The following is a 19,523-nucleotide window of genomic DNA, read 5'->3' on the forward strand; positions in this document are numbered from 1 at the left end:
ACGGCCCTCGACGTGGTTAAGAGAAGTTGTCACGAGGGAGGTGGCCCTGCCGGCCGGGGCGCGGGTTGCTGGCAGAATCAAGGCCATGCCCAACTATGTCCTGACGATCAACCAGCGTGATTCGCGGGAAGTCGGGGACATGGTCGGCGACCTGTTGCGATCGCTGCGGCCCGTGAGCACGGTGGTGCCATTCCAGCGCTCCTTCGGCGACGAGGCCATCGGCATCGTGCCGGACGCCCGATCTGCCGTCGATGCCGCCATGCGGGCCCTGCGCCAGCGGCGCTGGAATGTGGGCATCGGTGTCGGCCCTGTGGGTCCGGCCAGCGCGGAGCACGGCGGTTCCCTGCCGGACACCCAGGTCATCCACGACGTCGGCGGGCCGGGGTTGGTCTACGCGCGGCGGGCGGTAGAGGAGGCGGCCAGGACCGGGACCCGCGTTCCGGTGGCCGTGGACGGCCCCGACGCGGACGTGGCCGAGGAGGCCGAGGCCGTGCTGCGACTCATCGGGCAGTTGGTGCTGACCCGCACTGATGCGGAATGGGCGGTACTCGACCTGCTGGTCCCGGGGGTCCGGGGACAGCAGAAGCCCGTGGCCGCCGAGCTCGGGATCACGGTGCAAGCCGTCTCCAAGGCGGTGCAGCGCTCCTTCTGGAATGAGGAGCACGCCTGCCGCCCAGCGGCCGAACGACTGCTCTCACTGGTGGACGCGGTCGAACTCCCGCGTTGAGGTTCTCCCTTGCTGACTGTCGGTCGACTCTGGGTGGGTGTCCGAGCCGGACACCCACCTGAGATCGACTGAGGACGCCGTGGTAGTGAAGTGGATCAGGTGAGCAGCGAGCGCAGGACGGCGGCGGCGCCGTTCTCACTGACGTTTCCGGTCACTTCATCGGCGACCTTGACGACCTCCGGCGGCGCCTGGCCCATGGCCACACCGCGGCCGGCCCATGCCAGCATCTCGATGTCGTTGCGACCGTCACCGACGGCCACCGTGTCGTCGATGTGCACGCCCAGGTGGTCGCGCAGGGCCTCCAGCCCGGACGCCTTGGTGACGCCGGCGGCGGCGATGTCCAGCCAGGCGGACCAGCCCACGGAGTACGTGACACCCTGCAGGCCGATGGATTCGACGGCCTCGCCGAATTCCTCGGCCGAGGAATCGGTCGAGAACACGACGAGGCGCACCGCGGTGGCCTCCATCAACTCCTCGAAGGTCACTCCCTCGGCCTGGACACCGAAGCTCATGTCCTGGAAGCGCTCGGTGGACAGGAAGCGTCCACGGTCGTCCTCGATGGCGTACTTCGCGCTCGGCAGGCGGTGGCGCAGGGAACGCAGAGCCGGCGCCGGGTCGAAGGTCCTGCGGTCGATGACCTCGTAGCCGGCCTCGAGGTCAGTGGACAGCTTCAGGGTGACGCCGCCGTTGCTGCAGACGCTGTGCCCCTGCTCCAAGCCGATGGTCTGGATGATCGGCAGGGTCGCCGCGAGCGATCGGCCCGTGGCGATGAGGACGTGGTGGCCTGCCTCGACCACGGCACGCGCGGCCTCCCGCACCTCATCGTCCATGTGGCCGTCGTGGTCCACGAGCGTTCCGTCCACGTCCAGGCACACCATCTTGCGGGACTCGTTGCCGTGGGGCTGGTGGCCCGACGAGGTCATGTCCGAGGTGGGACGGTAGGTGGTCTGGAGGGAACCGGTGATCGGGTTCCGGTCTTCATGCCGGTCTTCGGTGCCGGCGTTCCTTGAATTGAGCATGCCCCTAGTCAAGCAGACCGCACGGACACGCAGTAGTCGGTTCCCTGTCGGCGGATGACGGGACGGTTAACACTCACAGGTTGTCCCCAGTGTGGACATCTTGTCCCCAGGGTGGATTCCATCCTGAGGGGCTACTTCGAGAGGACCGGCAGGACCTCGAGGCCGCCCAGGTAGGGCCGCAGGGCCGCCGGAACGTTGACGGAGCCATCCGCATTCTGGTGGTTCTCCAGAATGGCCACGAGCCACCGGGTGGTGGCCAGGGTGCCGTTGAGGGTGGCGACCATGCGCGTGCCGCCCTTGGAGCCGCTCTTGCCGCCTTCTCCGGCGGTCACGCGCTCACGGATGTTCAGGCGGCGGGCCTGGAATGTGGTGCAGTTCGAGGTGGAGGTCAGCTCCCGGTACGTCTCCTGGGTGGGGACCCAGGCCTCACAGTCGAACTTGCGGGCGGCACTCATGCCGAGGTCGCCGGCGGCCGTGTCGATCACGCGGTAGGGCAGCTCGACCATGGCGAGCATCTGCTCCTCCCAGTCCAGGAGCCGGGCGTGCTCCTCGGCGGCGCGCTCCGTCGAGGTGTAGATGAACATCTCCAGTTTGTTGAACTGGTGCACGCGGATGATGCCGCGGGTGTCCTTGCCGGCAGAGCCCGCCTCGCGGCGGTAGCAGGTGGACCAACCGGCGTAGCGGATCGGCTCTTCCCCCAGTTCAAGGATCTCGTCCGCGTGATAGCCGGCCAGTGCGACCTCGGAGGTGCCGACCAGGTACAGGTCGTCCCGCTCGAGCTTGTAGATCTCGTCATCGTGCTCCACGTCGAAGCCCGTGCCCTGCATCGTCTCGGGACGTACCAGGGTGGGGGTCATCATGGGGATGAAGCCGTTCTTCAGGGCTAGGTCCAGGCCCATCTGCATCAGCGCCAGTTCCAGGCGGGCGCCCACCCCCTTGAGGAAGTAGAACCGGGACCCGGAGACCTTGGCACCGCGCTCCATGTCGATCGCGCCGATCAGCTCACCGATCTCCAGGTGATCCCGTGCGGCGAAGCCGTCGGCGGAGAAGTCCCGGATGGTGCCCACGGTCTTGATGGTGCTGAAGTCGTCCTCACCGCCGGCGGGCACGCCATCCTCGATGAGGTTCGGGAACCGGCGCTGCAGGCCGTCGAGCCGGGTCTTCGCCTCGTCTGAGGCGGCCTCGGCCGCCTTGACGTTGGCGGAGAGCTCCTTGACCTCTGCCAGCAACCGCTGCTTCTCTTCACCCTTGGCGGCGGCGACCCGCTTGCCGAAGGCCTTCTGCTCGGCGCGGAGCTCCTCGAACGCCGTGATCGACGAACGGCGCTCCGCGTCGGCGGACACGATCTGCTCGACGAGTGACTCGTCGGCGCCGCGTGCGCGCTGGGAGGCCACATAGAGGTCCGGGTTTTCAATGAGGTGCTTGACGTCGATCACGCACACCAGCCTAGCCAGTCTCCGGCCGCGTCACTGCAGGATGGCGATGCCGGGCCTCCCCGTAGACTGCTGCTCATGCCCGTTGAACTGGTCCTGGTCATCATCGCCCTCGTCCTCGTGGTGGCCGCGCTGGCTTTCGCCACGGGGCTCTGGACCGGGCAGCGGCGCCTGCGCCATCGTATGGACCGCCTCGACGGCCAGGTCACCTCGCTGCACGGCAACGTCCAGACCCTGCCGGGCCGGATGGACGACCTCAACGGCAGAGTCCAGGCCCTGGACGGGCAGGTCAGCGAGATCGCTGACGCACCCCTGGTGGCTCGCGCCATGGACCACCCCCAGCGCGTTGCCCTCGTGCTCAACCCGTCCAAGAACGGGGCGGACCGCATCCGCGCGAAGGCCACTGCCGCCGTCGCCGAGGCCGGACTGCCCGAGCTGAAGGTCTACGAGACCACCGTGGAGGACCCAGGCCAGAAGATGGCGCGGGATGCCATCCGGGACGGCGCCGACGTCGTGATCGCCGCAGGTGGCGACGGCACGGTGCGGTTCGTGGCCGAGGAACTGGCCGGGACCGACGTCGCGCTGGCGCTCGTGCCGATGGGCACCGGCAACCTGCTGGCGCGGAATCTCAAGCTGCCGTTGGACGACCACCAGGCCTGCATCAACACGGCCATCCACGGGTCCACGCGCGAGATCGACTCCGTCACCATCAAGCTTGAGGGCACCGACGGCGAGGTCAAGAAGAACACCTTCCTGGTGATCGCCGGCGCGGGCATCGACGCGGAGGTCATGGGTGACACCCGTGATGACCTCAAGGCTCGGGCCGGCTGGCTGGCCTACGGTGAGGCGGGCATGCGCCACCTGGCCGGCAAGCGCAAGGAGATCTCCGTCTCCCTCGACGGCGGCGCCCCCCAGCGGCGCAAGGTCCGGTCCGTGATGGTCGCCAACTGTGGCGAGCTCACCGCGGGAATGGACTTCATCCCGGACGCCCGGTTCGACGACGGCCTGCTGGACGTGGTCATGCTCTCCCCGCGCCATGTGGGCGACTGGGTCCGCATCGCCGCCAAGACGCTGTCCAAGTCCACCACGGAGATCCCCGTGATGGAGACCCACCAGGCGACCCGGTGCCGTGTGGTGCTGCACGAGCCGATGGTCGCCCAGCTCGACGGTGACGCGATCATGGAGGTCAAGGTCATCGACGCGCGGGTCAAGCCGGATTCCCTGCGGGTGCAGATGCCGGCCACGGACGTGCCGGACTCGGCCGCCGCCCCGGCCATGCGGCCGGAGGCCGTCCCGGAGGCGGCGGACTGAGCCCTACCGCTCCATGATGGCCGTGACCCACTCCTGCCCGGCCCGGTAGGCCGCATCCTGGGTGTGCGCCGGGATCGAGTACTTCAGCTTGTCGGCACGGGGGTAGGACCCGAGAAAGCGGATGCCGGGGATCATCCGGTACAGGGCGGCGAGCGCGGCCTTCACCCGCTCCTCGGCCACATGGCCCTCGAAGTCGATCGAGAAGAAGTAACTGCCCAGGCCGGCCCCGGTGGGACGGGACTCGATCCGCGAGAGGTTGATTCCGCGCGTCGAGAACTGGTCGAGGATGTCCATCAGCGCGCCGGGGTGGTCCTCCGGCAGTGGCACGACGACGGTCGTCTTGTCCGAGCCCGTCGGCGCCGGCACGGGGCCCGGGCGGGAGACGAGGACGAACCGGGTCACGGCACCGGCCGTGTCCTCGATGGCCGAGGCCAGCACGGGCAGGCCGGTCTGCTCCGCCACGAGCGGCGCACAGACGGCGGCATCGTAGGTCGTGGAGTCGTCGAGCAGGCCCCGGGCCGCGCCGGCGGTCGAGTTGCCCGGGACGAACTCCGCCTGGGGGATGTGGGCCGCGGCCCAGTTGCGCACCTGCGCCCAGCCGTGGGTGTGGGTGGAGACCGTCCGGATCTCGTTCAGCTGAAGCTGACGCCGGCCGACCAGCACGAAGCTGATCGGCACGAGGATCTCCCGCCGGATCTGCAGGTTGTCGTCCGCGGCGATGTCATCCAGGGTGGCGGTGACGCCGCCCTCCACAGAGTTCTCGATCGGCACCACGGCAAAGTCGGCGGTGCCGTCGCGGACCTCCGCGAGCGCTGTGATCACCGAGCCGACAGGGTCGCACTGGGCTCCCTTGGTGTCCGGGACCTGGCGCAGGGCCGCCTCCGTGAAGGTCCCGGCGGGGCCGAGGTAGACGTACCGCGCACGCTCGGTGCCCGTTTCGCCCGGGGTGGGCGAGCCGGCGTCGTACGTGGGTTCGGCCGGCGGAACAGCAGCGTTCACTTGACGGTCGGCTCGGCTCCGCCGTCCGCCTCCATGGGCCGTTCGGACTCGAGCCAGGCACCGGAGCCGCCGGCGATGTTGATGGCGGAGTAACCGCGGTCCACCATGAATCCGGCCGCGCGCATGGAGCGGCCGCCGGTTCGGCAGATCACGTAGTAGTCGGTGTCCGGGTCCAGCTCCTCGATCCGCTCGGGCAGCTCACCGAGGGGGATGTGCAGGGCGCCGGCAGCGCGGCCCAGGACCCATTCATCATCCTCCCGGACATCGAGGATGGTGGCGTTCTCGGGGACGTCGCCGACTGGGACGGTTTCGAACATGCTCATGGTGACCAGCCTATCGAGGGGGGCGGACGGCTGGAACCATGCGACCCGGCGTCGCCCGATGGCGCTCGTTACAGTGGGGGGATGAACCACCCGGATACCCCCGCCGATGCGACCGGCTCCAACCTGGATGGCCTGACCGCCCTGCAATTGCGGGACGCCCTGGCGGCCGGGGAGGAGTCCGCCGTCGCCGTCACGCGGCACTTCCTGGCCGTGACCGAGGGGCGCAACCCCGAACTGGGGGCGTTCATCACCTTCGACCCGGAGGCAGCCCTCCAGCGCGCCGAGGAGCTGGACTGGCGCTTCGCCGACGCCGGCGTCACCGGTTCCCTGCACGGATTGCCATTGGCGTTCAAGGACCTGGTGGACGTGGCCGGGATGCGCACCTCGTACGGCTCCCGCGTGACGGCGCAGGCCCCCGTGGCCACAGAGGACGACCCGCTGGCGGCCGCACTGCACGCCGCCGGGGCCCTCTCCACCGGCAAGACCACCGTTCCGGAGTTCGGCCTGCCCTGCCACTCGGAGAACCTCATCTCCGCCCCGGCGCGCAATCCGCTCGACCCGGAACGCACCGCGGGCGGCTCCACGGGCGGTGGTGCCGCGGCCGTGGCGGCCGGCATGCTGCCGTTCGCCCCCGGGAGCGACGGCGGCGGGTCCATCCGCATCCCGGCGGCGGCCTGCGGACTGGTGGGCCTGAAACCGGGGCGGGGGACCGTTCCCACCGATCAGCAGGACGACTCGGTGCGAAACCTCACGGTCTCGGGGCCGTTGGCGCGCAACGCCGCGGACGCCGCCCTGTTGTACGACGCCATGCTGGGCGGCCCCGGCGGCGAGGGTCGAAGCCTGCCGCGGGCCCTGGAGGCCGCGTCGGGACAACTGCGCATCGGGTACTCCACCGCCTCCCCCTTCTCCCCGGACCTGGACATCACGCTGGCCCGGCCGGCCGTGGACGCCCTCACCGCCGCCGCCGCGGCTCTGGGCCGGGACGGGCACGAGGTGGTGGAGGCCGACCTCTCCTACGCGACCGGGTACCACCGGGATTTCCGCACCGTATGGACGTCGGCCCTGACCAAGGTCCCCCTGCCGGAGGGGGCAGAGCCTCTCCTCGGGCCGCTATCCGCCCACTTCCTGGAGCTGGCCCGGGGCTACTCCGAGGACCACCTCGTCACCTCGGTGGGACGCCTGACCGACTGGGCCGCCGATGCCCGCCGTCAGCTGGCCGCGCACGATGTGGTGCTGACGCCGGTCCTGGCCTTCGCCCCGCCGGCGATCGGCACGTTCACCGCCCTGCCCCCGGCCGAGGACTACGAGCTGCAGTGCCGGTTCACGCCGTACACGTCCATGGTCAACGTCATGGGGCTGCCGGCCATCTCCGTCCCCGTACTACGGGACGCGGACGGGTTCAGCTGGTCCGTCCAGGCCATTGGCCGGCCCGGAACGGAGGGCCCCTTGCTGGCGCTGGCCGCCCGGATGGAACAGTTGCTGGCCGGTTAGACCCGGTCAGACGAAGAGCAGCGCCATGAATCCGAGAACGGCGAGGAGCGTGAACCCGGTCATCAGATAGCCCATGACCAGTCCGGCGATCGCGAAACCCCGGCCCTGACGGTCGCGGTGCAAGCTGAGGTGGCCGAGGATGACCGCCAGGATCTGGGGCACGAAGAGGAAGCCGCCGGTCACCACGCCGACGATGCCCAACACCATGGATGCCACGGCCAAGCCGGTGGGCTGGGCCGAATGGCCTGCCGATGGGAACGGGCTGCCCGCTTGACGACCGGACGCGTCCCACGGTCCCGTGTGGCCCGGGCGTGGGCCGTAGGGGTTTCCGGCCCCGCTCTGGCCGTAGGGTCCGCTCTGTCCGGACGGAGTGCCCTGACCTGACGGATTGGCGATGACCGGATAGTCACCCTGGATAGGGTACTGGCCCTGGCCATTGCCGTAGGGGCCGGCCAGGGGCTGGTCTGCGTAGGGGTTGCGCGCGGCGGCCTCGTGGCCGGGTGCCTGCCGAGGATCGGCGGGCGTGGCCGGTGCGGAGGGGTCCGAGTACCAGGAGGGGTGTTGCGGGTCATTGAACGGACGGTTGCCGTCCGACGACTCGGACGGCTGGCCACCGTGCTGACGTGCGTCCCGATCGGACATGGCTCCCCTTGGCTCTTCGACTGGTGCGGGCCCGCCCGGATGCTGGGCGAGCCAGCCGCCGGAGGGCGGGATGATGAGCATCAGTCTACGGAACGGATCGGGCACCGTCCCGGTCGCCGCCGATCCCTATCGTGTCCGCGCCCGCATGCAGGATGATCGAGACCGCAGGGCCGGACCGTCCGACGCTGGCGGCAACGGGAGGGATTCGATGACGATGTTCACGGCGACCACGCCTCGCGATATCGATGCTGCACCGGGGTATCGACGCCGCTGCGCCGTGCCCCCGTATCTGCTGGAGCACTTGTCTCGGCACCGGCCGCCGGTCGCCGTCGCGAGGACCCTGGGACTGGATGAACAGGTCCGCGAGCGGCGACACCGTGGGGCCCTGCCGGAGCGCGCCCTCGCCGCCCCGGCGGGCACCCTGGATCGCACGATCTCGGATGCGGAGAACACCGAGGAGCTCCCGGGCAGGACCGTGCGAACGGAGGGACAGCCACCGGTGGAGGACGTGTCCGTCAACGAGGCCTATGACGGGATCGGCTCCGTGCACGCGTTCCTCGAGGAGGTCTACCGGCAGTCCTCCCTGGACGGGACCGGGCTGGGACTGCTCGCGACCGTCCACTATGGCCAGCGCTATGACAACGCGTTCTGGGACGGGACGCAAATGGTGTTCGGGGACGGCGACGGTGAGGTCTTCACGGGCTTCACGCCTTCGGTGTCCGTGATCGCCCACGAGCTCGCGCACGGGCTGATGCAGTATTCCTCGGACCTGCTCTACGAAGGCCAGTCCGGTGCCCTGAACGAGTCCTTCTCCGACGTGCTCGGCGTCCTGGTGGACCAGTACGCGCAGGGCCAGACGGCCGAGCAGGCCAGTTGGCTGATCGGCTCGGAGATCTTCGGTGAGGGCGTCCAGGCTGACGGACTGCGCTCCATGGCCGCGCCGGGGACCGCCTATGATGACCCGCGGTTGGGGCGGGATCCGCAACCGGCGCACATGGACGACTACGTGGAGACTACGGCGGACTACGGCGGGGTGCACCTGAACTCCGGCATCCCCAACAAGGCCTTCCACCTCGCGGCGATGGCCCTCGGCGGACACTCCTGGGAGCGGGCAGGGCAGGTCTGGTTCGATGTCGTCACAGGCGAGTCGCTGCCTCGGGATGCCGACTTCGTCAGCTTCGCAGGGGCCACCGTGCTGATGGCCGGGGAGCGATTCGACGAGGCCGTGGCCACGGCGATCCGAGACGCCTGGGAGCAGGTCGGGGTCCTGGCGGCCCGGTCCTGACCGGCGGCCCCGGATCAACCGGCACCGGCAGCCCCCCTGCGTAGGCTTGCACCATGGATGGCACTGCTGACAGCCCCCCGGGACCGCCGGGGAAACCTGGAGAACCTGCAGAACCCGGAGAACCTCAACGAGGTTCGGGAGCCGCACGGTTCGAGGTCACAGTGGAGCGTTCCGGCGGGATCGCCGGGATGGTGCGTCGGTGGTCCGCCCCGGTTCCCGACGACGGCGGACCGGCCGCGCGTGCGGCACACCGGATCGCAGGCCTTGGCTCACCAGGGCAGCACAGCCACCGTGCCGAGGAGGACGACCGTGGAACCGGCCCCGCCCTGCAGACCGAACCCTCGCAGGAGGAGCCAAGCCGGGTGCGGGACGGCTTCGTCTGGGCCGTGACCTGTGGGGAAGGCTCCCTGCGATGCGACGAGGAGGGCCGGCGTCGTGATCCGGAGGTGGATGCCCTCATCTCCGTGGTGACCGCGCCCCAGTAGTCCGGCACGGACCGGACGGCTGAGAGAAACCGAGTGGTGTCACGGTAGGCACACTCTCTGTCCGCCCCGGGCCGGGCGTGCCACAGTGGTGACATGAGCTTTGAGAACACCTCTCCCGATGCCGCTGTCACCCAGGTGAAGCCCGCCGCCGAACGAGCCGGGACTCGCGCCCTCGCGCAGGATCTGGTGGACGTGCCGGCCTTGCTGGCCGCCTATGCCGAGCTGCATCCGGACCCCGCGGATTCTGCCCAACAGGTCGCCTTCGGAACCTCTGGGCACCGCGGTTCCTCGCTCAAGGCCTCCTTCAACGAGGACCACATCGCGGCCATCACCCAGGCGATCATCGAGTACCGTGCCGCCCAGGGCGTCACCGGGCCGCTACTGATGGGCAAGGACACGCACGCCCTGTCCGGGCCGGCCCAGGACACTGCGCTGGAGGTGCTCATGGGCAATGGCGTTCGGACCCTGATCGACTCCCGGGAGGGCTACACCCCCACCCCCGCCCTCTCCCACGCGATCCTCGCCTTCAACGCCGAACCCTCGAGCGGGGAGGGCGAGGCGGACGGCATCGTCATCACCCCGTCCCACAATCCGCCCACCGATGGCGGCATCAAGTACAACCCTCCCCACGGTGGACCCGCGGACACGGACGCCACGAACTGGATCGCCGACCGCGCCAACGCCCTGCTCGCCGGCGGCCTCGCGGATGTTCAGCGCCTCCCGCTGGCCGAGGCCCGGCAGCATGACGCGCTGGGGACCTACGACTTCCTGGACCGATATGTCACAGACCTGCCGACGGTGATCGATCTGGATGCCATCCGCCAGGCCAGGGTACGCATCGGCGCGGACCCCCTGGGCGGCGCGTCCGTGGGGTACTGGGGAGAGATCGGAGCCCGGCACGGCCTGGACCTGACCGTCGTGAACCCGGAGGTCGATCCGCAGTGGGGATTCATGACCCTGGACTGGGACGGGAAGATCCGCATGGACTGTTCCTCCCCCAACGCGATGGCCTCCTTGATCGAGCGGATGCGGGCCGAGGGGACCGGTGAGAACCAGTCGGCCGGCGCTGCCCCCTTCGACATCGCCACCGGCAACGACGCCGACGCTGACCGCCACGGGATCGTCACCCCGGACGGCGGGCTGATGAATCCGAACCATTTCCTGTCCGTCGCCATTGACTATCTCTACCGGCACCGTCGCGGCTGGCCGGCCGGTGCCGGCGTCGGGAAGACCCTCGTCTCCTCCTCGATGATCGATCGGGTGGCCGCGGGACTGGGCCGGCCCCTCGTGGAGGTGCCGGTCGGCTTCAAGTGGTTCGTGCCCGGACTACTGGATGGCACCGGGGTGTTCGGCGGCGAGGAGTCCGCCGGCGCCTCCTTCGTGCGTTTCGACGGCAGCGCCTGGTCCACGGACAAAGACGGATTGCTGCTGTGTCTGCTCGCCGCGGAGATTCGCGCGGTGACGGGCAAGACCCCCTCCGAGTACTACGCGGAGCTGGTGGAGCAGTACGGCGATCCCGTGTACGCCCGCATCGACGCCCCGGCGACCGCCGAGCAGAAGGCGAAGCTCAAGAGGATGTCCCCGTCCGACGTCACCGCTGACACTTTGGCCGGCGAACCGATCACCGCCAAGATGACCGAGGCCCCCGGCAACGGCGCGGCGATCGGCGGTCTCAAGGTCACCACCGAGAACGCCTGGTTCGCGGCCCGGCCCTCCGGCACCGAGGACGTGTACAAGATCTACGCCGAGTCGTTCGTCTCCGCCGAACACCTTGCTCAAGTGCAGGCGGAGGCCAAGGCGATCGTGGACGCCGTCATCGCCTGATCCTCTCCCGCCGGCAGGTCACAGCAGGCGCTTGAGGGCCTGTCGCTTGGCCCAGGTGTAGGGCGGGTAGACCATCCTCAGGGTGTCCACTTGGTCGGTCTTCGTCACGGCAGGGCGCAGCTGGGAGAACGTCTCGAATCCCGCCCGCCCGTGATAGGCACCCAGGCCGGAGGCGCCCACCCCGCCGAAGGGCAGCGTGGGCAGTCCCACCTGCAGCAGGGCCACGTCGAAGGCCATGCCGCCGGCGGTGACGCGCTCCTCGAAGGCCCGGTGGTAACGGTGCTTGTCCGTGAACAGGTAGGCGGCCAGGGGGTGCGGCCGGGCCGTGATGAACTCCACGGCCTCCTCGAAGGTGTCCACCCGGACGATCGGCAACACCGGCCCGAAGATCTCCTCCGCCATCAGGGCACTGTCCGGGGACACATCCGCCACCACCGTCGGCTCCAAGAACCGGTCGGCGACGTCGGCCCGGCCGCCATGCACGAGCCGCGCCGGCGGGCGCCCCTCGACTCCGGACCGAGAACTAGCACCGCCTTCAGCAGCCTCACCCGTACTGGCACTGTCCCCGCCTCCGCCACCCGACAGGGAATCTTCCAGCAGGGCCACGGTCCGTTGCAGGTGCTCGGTGCTGACCATGCGGCCGTAGTCCGGCGATTGCTGCGCATCCCTGCCGTAGAACTCCTCGATGGCCTTCGGCAGGTGCTTCTCGAGCTGCCGCTGGGACTCCTCCCCCACGGCCAGCACGTAGTCCGGGGCCACGCAGGTCTGGCCGGCGTTGGTGAACTTGCCGAAGGCGATCCGGCGGGCGATCGCCGGCCAGTTCCGTCCGTCCGCCACCACGCACGGGGACTTGCCGCCCAACTCCAGGGTCACCGGGGTCAGCTGCTTCGCGGCGGCCTCGTAGACGATCCGCCCCACGCGCTCCCCGCCGGTGTAGAAGATGTGGTCGAACTTCTCGGCCAGCAGGGCCTGCACGGCCTCGGCCCCGCCCTGCACCACGGCGACGGCGCGCGGATCAAGGTACTGCGGGATGAGCCGGCCGATGAGTTCGGCGGCGGCGGGTGCCTTCTCGCTGGGCTTGAGCACCACGGAGTTGCCGGCCGCCACGGCCGCCACCAGCGGGCCAAGCAGGGTCTGGATCGGGTAGTTCCACGGCCCGATGATCAACACGGTCCCCAGAGGCCTCGCCTCGATCTTGGCGCTGGCGGGGCGGAACGCCAGCGGCACCTTCGCCGACTCCGGCTCCATCCAGTCGGTCAGGTACAGCAGGGCGTGGTCCACCTCGGAGCGGGTGGGCTGGACCTCGGTCAGCATCGCCTCGACGGCGGGTTTGCCGAGGTCTGCCGCCAGAGCCGCGCAGATCGCGTCGGCCTGCTCCTCCAGCATCCGGCGGATCCCCTTGAGCTGACCGGCCCGGAAACGCCGCGGGTGCGCCAAGCGCAGGGCCGCCGCCTGGCGCATTCTCGTGACGGCGGTGGCCGGCTCCTCGTTCCCGCTGGCCACGTCCGGTCCGGCCGGAACGTGCAGCATCGGCGCCGGGTCGAGCGCCGTGTCCTCCGGCTCGGGGCCGTCCCCGTGATGGCCGGGGTTCAGGGTCTGGTCCGCGATGAAGTCCGGAATCTGGGGCATCCCCCCACGGTAACGTCATAGGCCCACGCCGCGCAGCCGCTCAGGCCGCACCAGACTCACTCCAACTTTGCGGGCAGAGATCAGTACTGATATCTGCCCTGAAAGTGCGGGTTTAACGCTGTGGCCAGTACCCGCGGGCCTCCATCACGGAGGCCAGTGCCTCGGCATCGTCCGTCATCAGGCCGTCCACACCGAGGGCCAGCAGGCGCTCCATCTCCGCGGGCTCGTCCACCACCCAGACGTGGACCTGCAGTCCGGCGGCCTGGCACCGGGACACGAAGGTGCGCGTCACCACGGGGATGGGACCCTGCTTCACCGGGACCTGGACGCAGTCGACGTGGACCAGCCGGCGCGCCACGAACCGGGTCAACCCCAGGGGTGCCGCCAGCACGAGAGCGGCGATGGCCCATCCGCCGCCGGACATCGCGATCCGGCGGCCGGCCGTCCGGGTGAAGCGCCGGCGGCGGGAATCATGGAATGAGGCGATCAGCACCCGGTCCCAGGCATCATGGCGGGCCAGCAGGGGCACCATGGCCTCGCCCGCGGCATCGTCTTTGAGATCCACGTTGAGGTGCACATCAGGCCACGCGGTCAGCAGGTCCTCGAAGCGCAGCAGGTGCTCGCCCTCGAGCAGGTCGCTCCCGGCGAACCCCGCCTCGGACACCAGCGCCTCACCTCCACCCGAGGACACCCGCTCCCGCACCGGACCGCGGGAAGACCCCTGCCCGGTGGCTGGATCCAGTACCCGGAGCGCGCTGAGTTCCTCCCAGGTGTGGTCCGAGATCCTCCCCGAACCGGTCGTGACGCGGTCCAGGACCTCATCGTGGAAGACCATGAGCACCCCGTCCTTCGAGGTGCGCACGTCCAACTCGAGGTAGCCGTATCCGCGGTCCACGGCGCTGCGAAACGCGGTCAGCGTGTTCTCCCGGGTGGTGTCTGCCCCGCGGTGGGCGAAGGCCAGTGGCCAGCCCCGGCGGGCGGGGAGGGAATCCGTCAGATAGAGAGGCAGGAGGGTGCGCTTCACGCGTCCACCCTATCCGTCAGCCGAGGGTGAGCAGTTGTTCGATGACCTGGGCCACCCCGTCGTCATCGCAGGCTCCGGTGGTCGCGTCCGCGGCCGCCAGCAGGGTCGGGTGTCCGGATGCAACGGCGTACCCGGTGCCGGCCCAGTGGATCATCTCCAGGTCGTTGGGCATGTCCCCGAACGCCACGACCTCGCTGGCGAAGATGCCGTGTTCGGCGGCGAAGCCGGCCAAGGTCGTGGCCTTGTTGACCTCCGGCCGGGACAACTCCAGCAGGCTCATCCCGGGTGCGGAATGCGTCACGGCGAGCAGGTCCCCCAGCAGGTCCCGGACCTCGGCCAGGAAGGCATCGGGCTCATGGGAGCGCGTCTTGACCAGGAACTTCACCACGGCGGGATCCGCGGGCAGGACCTCGTCCAGGCGCGGTGCAACGTGGACGCCGGCGGCCAGTTCGCCGGACACCAGGTCCCCCGTGGCCTCGGCATCCTGGCGGTCGATGAAGGCGGCATCCAAGTGGAAGCCCTCGAGGGTTTCCATTCCGAACGACGCCGACGGGTCCAGAGTCGCGATCATCTCGCGCGCCTGCAGCACGGTCTCGAAGTCCATGGGCTTGGAGTCGATCACCTGTTCCCGCACGAGGTCGTAGACGACGGCTCCGTTCGAACAGATGATGGGCCCGGCATGACCCAGCGCCTCGGTCAGCGGCGTCAGCCAGCGGATGGGCCGGCCGGTCACGAAGACCACCTGGATGCCGGCGTCATGCGCCGCCTGGAAGGCCTCCACCGTGCGCGGCGAGATCAGGCCGGTGCGGGTGTGGTCATAGCCGATGATGGTGCCGTCCAGGTCGCTGGCGATCAACCGGGGCCGGCGGAGGGCCGGACCGGCCGGAGCCGGCGGCACCGGTTCGTAAGTCGGTTCTGGACGGGACATGGCCCCATTCTAGGCCGGGTGCCGGTGGGGGCGACGATGCAGGCGAACCGGCGGGGCGCCTCAGCCGAGCTCGTCCCGCGTGGGCGGATCAGCCCCCAGCCGGGACGAGGTGATGGCCGCCGCCCGCGCGGCATAGGCGAGCACCGCCGTCGTATCCTCCGGGCTGATGTTCCGCAGTGCCTCGCGGTTCTCGGCGCCCAGGAGCCGGCGGTCCTTCAGGGCGACCAACAGGGCAGCGGTGAAGGAGTCGCCCGCCCCCACCGTGTCCGCGACCTCCACGGGCGTGACGGGATGTTCGGTCACGCCGGCGGCAGTGGCGCACAGGAGCGAGGTCTCCCCGCGGGTCACCACCACCATCGCCGGCTCGATCCGCTGCCACTCGACGAGCACGTCCTCGAGTGCACGGTCCGGGTACAGCCAGGCCAGATCCTCGTCCGAGGCGTGCACGATGTCCGCGAACGCCACTGACTCCTCGGCCCGGCGGCGGGCGGTTGTCCGATCGGGGACGATCGAGGGGCGGCAGTTCGGGTCGTAGCTCAGGGTGACATCCGGCTCGAGCGTGGTCAGCAACTCCATGACGGTGGACGCGCCCGGCTCGAGCATCGTGGCGATGGATCCCGTATGCAGGTGCTCGAGGGTCCGTGCCCGGCCGTCCCGGTCCAGTACGGCGCGCACCAGCCGGGCCGTCTCATCAGGATCGGGCAGCGACCAGTCCAGGTCGAACTCGTAGTGGGCCACCCCGGTGGGGTCCAGGCGGGCAGTGGCCACAGAGGTCGGCAGGCTGTCAGGGTCCAGCACCGAGTCCACACCGTTGCGGTCGAGGTGCTCGCGGACCATGGTGCCGTAGTCATCATGGCCATAGCGGCCGGCGAAGAACACGTTCTCTCCGAGCCGGGCCAGGCCGACGGCCACATTGAGGGGACTGCCGCCGACGTGGACCCGCGGCGTCGCGGTATCGGAAAGGACGACGTCGACGAGCGCCTCGCCGACCACACCCACGTAATCAGTCACAGATCAACGGTACCCTACCGCTCAGTTGCCCTCTCGGTTTTCGACCGGCCCTCCGGACGTCCGCCAGGCAGTTCCCACACCCCGACCCGACCGGAAAGACGCCCGTGACCTCGAAGGACCCCACAGAGCCCACCAACGGACCCGCCAACAGGCCTACCACGGGAGCCTCCGCAGGTGCGGCTGCCGCACCCATCACAGCGGCCGCCGCCGGAGAGCAGCGGTCCCCGGGCCGCCGGCTCGGCATGGGTTGGCGCCTGCATGGCGACGGCCGTCACATCACCCCGGGCGAGGTCGTTGCCCCGGACGAGCGGCTCGCCTGGCCACAGACCATCGGCGTCGGCATCCAACATGTGATGGCCATGTTCGGCGCCACCGTGCTCGTGCCCACCATCACCGGCTTCCCGGTGACCGCCTCCCTGTTCTTCTCGGGCGTGGGCACCCTGCTGTTCCTGATCATCACCGCCGGCCGGGTGCCGTCGTATCTCGGCAGCTCGTTCGCGTTCATCGCGCCCATCAGCGCGGCGATGAACCAGCACGGCATCGGTGGGGCCCTCGGAGGCGTTTTCGTCTCCGGAGCCGCGCTGTTCCTCGTCGGCCTGGTCGTGCAGCGGGCCGGGACCGGGTGGATCCACGCGCTCATGCCCCCCGTGGTCATGGGGACGATCGTGGCCCTGATCGGCCTGAACCTCGCCGGTTCCACCACTGAGGCCATGGTCTCGGTGCCCCTGACCACGTTCTCCACCTCACTGGCCATCGTGGTGTGCGCCGTGCTGTTCAAAGGCCTGCTGGGGCGGCTGTCCATCCTGCTCGGCATCATCGTGGGCTATCTCGTGGCCCTGGCTCAGGGGCAGATCGACTTCAGCCCCATCGGTGAGGCCGCAGTGGTCGGAATGCCGCCCTTCCACGCTCCCGAGTTCCACTGGGACGTGCTGTTCCTCTTCCTGCCCGTGGTCCTGGTCCTCGTGGCGGAGAACATCGGCCACGTGAAGACGGTCGGCCTCATGACGAACCGCAACCTGGACTCCTCCAACGGTCGGGCCCTGATGGCCGACGGCCTGGCGACCACCCTCTCCGGCCTCGGCGGTGGCGTGGGCACCACCACCTACGCCGAGAACATCGGCGTCATGGCCTCCTCCCGCGTCTACTCCACCGCGGCCTACTGGGTGGCGGGGAGCGTGGCCCTCGCCCTCGCGTTCTTCCCACAGTTCGGCGCCCTGATCAACACCATCCCCGGGGGAGTCGCGGGAGGGGCGGGGATCATTCTCTACGGCATGATCGGCGTGATGGGCGTGCGCATCTGGGTGCAGAACCGGGTCGACTTCTCGAACACGATCAACCTGATGTCCGCCGGTGCGGGTCTCATCGTCGCGATCGCCGACCCGACCCTGGACGTCGCCGGTATGCAGTTCGGCGGCATCGCCCTCGGAACCGCGACCGTGCTCGTGGTCTTCCACCTCATGACCGCCATCGCCCGCTGGCGCGGCACCGAGCCGGTCCCCGCAGATCCGGACGAGAATCCCTACGAGTCCTCCGAGCCCGGCCGCCTGGGCTGAATCACCCGGCTGCGGCGGAAGCGGCGGAGGCGCACGACGCCGGCCGCACGCTTCGCGGGTTCGGCCGGCTCCCGGATGGGGTCTCGTTCAGCGGCGCTTGCCGCCCTTCGATCCGTGGGAGCCCTTCGAGCTTTTGGCCGCGCCCTTGGAGCTCTTGGAGCCTCTGGGCCCTTGGGCTCCCTTTCCACCTTTCGCGAACGCGCCATTGCGGCCCGCGGTGGTGGCCTTGCCGCTGCGGGATGCACCGGTGGCCGCGGTGGAGGTCTGGAGGTGGTCATTCCGGGACGACCCGGGGCGGCGGCCCTTCGCGGCGCCGACGAAGTCCTGCACGAGCTGGGAGTCCACGGCCTTCAACCAGGCCAGGCCCACGCCCCACCCGGGGTGTGCGTCCGACGCCTCCGCGGCGTCACCTCGACGTTCGAGCGGCAGCACCAGGACATCCTTGCGGCCGAACATGCGGGCCACCGAGGCGGGCAGGACTACGTGGCCTGCGCCCGTGGCCACGATCTCCACGGCCATCCGCTCGCCTGCACCCGGGACCTCCGGGGCGTCCAGGGGGTCGGCTGGCGGCTCGGGGGCGAAGCTCGCCGGGTCCATCCGCTCGGATGAATCCAGCTCGGAGCACGGCACGGGGCCGTCGGCGGCGGCATCCCACGCTGCCAGCAGGTGGTCCTGGCCCACACAGACCACCGGGTCCTCCTCGTAGAAGCGGACCACGTGCACATCGGCGGGATCCACGCCGCTGGCGACGAGGAGTGCCTCGGGGGTGGAGTCGAGCCGCCAGCGCAGGTAGCCGAGCTGCGGGAGCCCGCGCGGAGCCGAGCCGTCCGGGCCGGGGGCGAGGAACGCGACTTGCGCGCCGACGTCGTGGTTCACCAGGTGGACCCGGCGCTCTCGAGAAGTGAAGCGGTCCACCCACTTGGAGGGCGAGGCGCCGGGGATGGTGGAGAGGAACAGTGTCTCCGGGACGAACTCGTCTGCTGGCGACGGCCCGGAGGGGGGCGGAGACGGGGGCACCGGTGGTTACTCGACCTTGTCCTTCAGGAATCGCACGGTGCGGGACCAGGCGAGCTCGGCCTCCTCGGGGCGGTAGTTGCCCTGCGGGTTCTCGTCATTGTGGAAGGCGTGCGGGGCATCGTAGAAGAAGTACTCGACCTCGGCTCCGGACTCCTCGCGGATCTGCTGCTCCTGGGCGCGGGCGTCCTGGGGCGGGAACATGGAATCCTGCTCGGCGTAGTGGCCCTGAATGGCGGCCTTCACCCCGGCGTAGGCCTGCGGGACGGCCTGGCCGACGCCATAGAACGGAACCGCGGCGGAGACCTTCGCACCCTGGTCAGCGGCCAGGGCGAGCACGAACCCGCCACCCATGCAGAACCCGACGGTACCGACCGTCTTCGAGGTGACCGAGTCCAGGGACAGCAGGTAGTCGACGGCCCCGGCCAGCTGGCGCGCCCCCTCCTCGGCGGGAAGGTTCTGCATCATCTCGCCGGCTTCCTCGCCATCGTGGGCGACCCAACCGCCGAACAGGTCCGGGGCCAGGGCGGTGAAGCCCTCCGCCGCCAACCGGTCGCAGACATCCCGCATGTGGTCCGTGAGCCCCCACCATTCCTGGATGACGATGACGCCAGGACCGGACCCGGATTCGGGGGTGGCCAGGTAGCCGTGACCCCGACCGTCGCCGCCTTCGCTCCCCTCCTTTTCCGGCAAGGCAAAGGTGGTGTTCTGGTGCGGGGTCTTTTCGGCCACTGGTCCTCCTTGGATCCGCGGGTGAAGCTGGTGGTGAGCGTCACGGCCAGTCTAGGGGTGTTCTCGAAGGCGACAAGTGTTGATACTGGGTTT

18 protein-coding genes are annotated in these 19,523 nt (G+C 69.8%); 7 read left to right on the top strand and 11 right to left on the bottom strand.

Annotated features, from left to right (window positions below):
- Positions 1 to 85: 85 nt before the first annotated feature.
- Complete coding sequence (locus ABD134_RS08825) at positions 86 to 727, top strand: hypothetical protein (protein ID WP_344228715.1); 642 nt, start codon at positions 86 to 88, stop codon at positions 725 to 727.
- 95 nt (positions 728 to 822) lie between these two features.
- On the opposite strand, the gene ABD134_RS08830 is transcribed toward ABD134_RS08825, so the two are convergent.
- Positions 823 to 1,746 carry an HAD family hydrolase gene (locus tag ABD134_RS08830; RefSeq protein WP_378108242.1) on the bottom strand — a complete coding sequence of 308 codons (924 nt, stop codon included), beginning with the start codon at positions 1,744 to 1,746 and terminating at the stop codon, positions 823 to 825.
- 131 nt (positions 1,747 to 1,877) lie between these two features.
- Positions 1,878 to 3,182: a serine--tRNA ligase gene (serS, locus tag ABD134_RS08835; protein WP_344228717.1), complete on the bottom strand. Its 1,305-nt coding sequence runs from the start codon at positions 3,180 to 3,182 to the stop codon at positions 1,878 to 1,880.
- A gap of 75 nt (positions 3,183 to 3,257) precedes the next feature.
- Between serS and ABD134_RS08840 the strand changes: the two genes are divergently transcribed.
- A complete protein-coding gene (locus ABD134_RS08840; protein ID WP_344228719.1) occupies positions 3,258 to 4,490 on the top strand; it encodes a diacylglycerol/lipid kinase family protein in 1,233 nt (410 codons plus the stop codon).
- Positions 4,491 to 4,493: 3 nt separating this feature from the next.
- Here the strand turns inward: ABD134_RS08840 and pheA are convergent, their stop codons facing one another.
- Together pheA and ABD134_RS08850 are read right to left on the bottom strand one after the other, a co-directional pair.
- Positions 4,494 to 5,489 (bottom strand): prephenate dehydratase, encoded by a 996-nt coding sequence (gene pheA / locus ABD134_RS08845; RefSeq protein ID WP_344228720.1) that lies wholly within the window; start codon positions 5,487 to 5,489, stop codon positions 4,494 to 4,496.
- Entirely contained in the window at positions 5,486 to 5,812 is a 327-nt protein-coding gene (locus ABD134_RS08850; protein ID WP_344228721.1) for a rhodanese-like domain-containing protein, read from the bottom strand. Before ABD134_RS08850 ends, pheA begins: the two co-directional genes overlap by 4 nt.
- 81 nt (positions 5,813 to 5,893) lie before the next feature.
- On the opposite strand from ABD134_RS08850, the gene ABD134_RS08855 reads away from it, so the two are divergent.
- A complete protein-coding gene (locus ABD134_RS08855; protein WP_344228723.1) occupies positions 5,894 to 7,303 on the top strand; it encodes an amidase in 1,410 nt (469 codons plus the stop codon).
- A 6-nt stretch (positions 7,304 to 7,309) separates the two neighbouring features.
- On the opposite strand, the gene ABD134_RS08860 is transcribed toward ABD134_RS08855, so the two are convergent.
- Positions 7,310 to 7,945 (bottom strand): DUF4190 domain-containing protein, encoded by a 636-nt coding sequence (locus ABD134_RS08860; RefSeq protein WP_344228725.1) that lies wholly within the window; start codon positions 7,943 to 7,945, stop codon positions 7,310 to 7,312.
- A gap of 70 nt (positions 7,946 to 8,015) precedes the next feature.
- On the opposite strand from ABD134_RS08860, the gene ABD134_RS08865 reads away from it, so the two are divergent.
- From ABD134_RS08865 to pgm, 3 genes are all read left to right on the top strand, one after another.
- A complete protein-coding gene (locus tag ABD134_RS08865) occupies positions 8,016 to 9,230 on the top strand; it encodes a M4 family metallopeptidase (RefSeq protein WP_344228727.1) in 1,215 nt (404 codons plus the stop codon).
- Between the two features lie 161 nt (positions 9,231 to 9,391).
- Positions 9,392 to 9,715, top strand: a complete 324-nt coding sequence (locus ABD134_RS08870; protein ID WP_344228729.1) for a hypothetical protein — start codon at positions 9,392 to 9,394, stop codon at positions 9,713 to 9,715.
- 93 nt (positions 9,716 to 9,808) lie between these two features.
- Complete coding sequence (pgm, locus tag ABD134_RS08875) at positions 9,809 to 11,539, top strand: phosphoglucomutase (alpha-D-glucose-1,6-bisphosphate-dependent) (protein WP_344228731.1); 1,731 nt, start codon at positions 9,809 to 9,811, stop codon at positions 11,537 to 11,539.
- Positions 11,540 to 11,557: 18 nt separating this feature from the next.
- On the opposite strand, the gene ABD134_RS08880 is transcribed toward pgm, so the two are convergent.
- The 4 genes from ABD134_RS08880 to ABD134_RS08895 all read right to left on the bottom strand — a co-directional run bounded on the left by ABD134_RS08880 (position 11,558) and on the right by ABD134_RS08895 (position 16,131).
- Positions 11,558 to 13,168: an aldehyde dehydrogenase family protein gene (locus ABD134_RS08880; protein ID WP_344228733.1), complete on the bottom strand. Its 1,611-nt coding sequence runs from the start codon at positions 13,166 to 13,168 to the stop codon at positions 11,558 to 11,560.
- Between the two features lie 112 nt (positions 13,169 to 13,280).
- Positions 13,281 to 14,192: a glycerophosphodiester phosphodiesterase family protein gene (locus ABD134_RS08885; protein ID WP_344228735.1), complete on the bottom strand. Its 912-nt coding sequence runs from the start codon at positions 14,190 to 14,192 to the stop codon at positions 13,281 to 13,283.
- A 16-nt stretch (positions 14,193 to 14,208) separates the two neighbouring features.
- Positions 14,209 to 15,120, bottom strand: coding sequence for an HAD family hydrolase (locus ABD134_RS08890; protein ID WP_344228737.1), 912 nt, complete (start codon positions 15,118 to 15,120; stop codon positions 14,209 to 14,211).
- Between the two features lie 60 nt (positions 15,121 to 15,180).
- Positions 15,181 to 16,131 carry a carbohydrate kinase family protein gene (locus ABD134_RS08895; RefSeq protein WP_344228739.1) on the bottom strand — a complete coding sequence of 317 codons (951 nt, stop codon included), beginning with the start codon at positions 16,129 to 16,131 and terminating at the stop codon, positions 15,181 to 15,183.
- Between the two features lie 242 nt (positions 16,132 to 16,373).
- Here ABD134_RS08895 and ABD134_RS08900 point away from each other — a divergent pair, with 242 nt between their 5' ends.
- Positions 16,374 to 17,684: a uracil-xanthine permease family protein gene (locus tag ABD134_RS08900; protein ID WP_344230812.1), complete on the top strand. Its 1,311-nt coding sequence runs from the start codon at positions 16,374 to 16,376 to the stop codon at positions 17,682 to 17,684.
- 87 nt (positions 17,685 to 17,771) lie between these two features.
- Here the strand turns inward: ABD134_RS08900 and ABD134_RS08905 are convergent, their stop codons facing one another.
- A complete protein-coding gene (locus tag ABD134_RS08905) occupies positions 17,772 to 18,701 on the bottom strand; it encodes a hypothetical protein (RefSeq protein WP_344228741.1) in 930 nt (309 codons plus the stop codon).
- A gap of 6 nt (positions 18,702 to 18,707) precedes the next feature.
- Positions 18,708 to 19,430, bottom strand: a complete 723-nt coding sequence (locus tag ABD134_RS08910) for a dienelactone hydrolase family protein (protein WP_344228743.1) — start codon at positions 19,428 to 19,430, stop codon at positions 18,708 to 18,710.
- Between the last annotated feature and the right edge of the window lie 93 nt (positions 19,431 to 19,523).

This window comes from Citricoccus alkalitolerans, assembly GCF_039528175.1.
Taxonomy (GTDB): Bacteria; Actinomycetota; Actinomycetes; order Actinomycetales; family Micrococcaceae; genus Citricoccus; species Citricoccus alkalitolerans.

What these genes read in the sequence shown, in the direction of transcription:
- ABD134_RS08850 (WP_344228721.1), bottom strand. Translation starts at nt 5,812, where the DNA reads ATGAGCATGTTCGAAACCGTCCCAGTCGGCGACGTCCCCGAGAACGCC.
- ABD134_RS08890 (WP_344228737.1), bottom strand. Translation starts at nt 15,120, where the DNA reads ATGTCCCGTCCAGAACCGACTTACGAACCGGTGCCGCCGGCTCCGGCC.
- ABD134_RS08855 (WP_344228723.1), top strand. Translation starts at nt 5,894, where the DNA reads ATGAACCACCCGGATACCCCCGCCGATGCGACCGGCTCCAACCTGGAT.
- ABD134_RS08840 (WP_344228719.1), top strand. Translation starts at nt 3,258, where the DNA reads ATGCCCGTTGAACTGGTCCTGGTCATCATCGCCCTCGTCCTCGTGGTG.
- ABD134_RS08900 (WP_344230812.1), top strand. Translation starts at nt 16,374, where the DNA reads ATGGGTTGGCGCCTGCATGGCGACGGCCGTCACATCACCCCGGGCGAG.
- ABD134_RS08865 (WP_344228727.1), top strand. Translation starts at nt 8,016, where the DNA reads ATGATGAGCATCAGTCTACGGAACGGATCGGGCACCGTCCCGGTCGCC.
- ABD134_RS08830 (WP_378108242.1), bottom strand. Translation starts at nt 1,746, where the DNA reads ATGCTCAATTCAAGGAACGCCGGCACCGAAGACCGGCATGAAGACCGG.
- pgm (WP_344228731.1), top strand. Translation starts at nt 9,809, where the DNA reads ATGAGCTTTGAGAACACCTCTCCCGATGCCGCTGTCACCCAGGTGAAG.
- ABD134_RS08860 (WP_344228725.1), bottom strand. Translation starts at nt 7,945, where the DNA reads ATGTCCGATCGGGACGCACGTCAGCACGGTGGCCAGCCGTCCGAGTCG.
- ABD134_RS08825 (WP_344228715.1), top strand. Translation starts at nt 86, where the DNA reads ATGCCCAACTATGTCCTGACGATCAACCAGCGTGATTCGCGGGAAGTC.
- ABD134_RS08880 (WP_344228733.1), bottom strand. Translation starts at nt 13,168, where the DNA reads ATGCCCCAGATTCCGGACTTCATCGCGGACCAGACCCTGAACCCCGGC.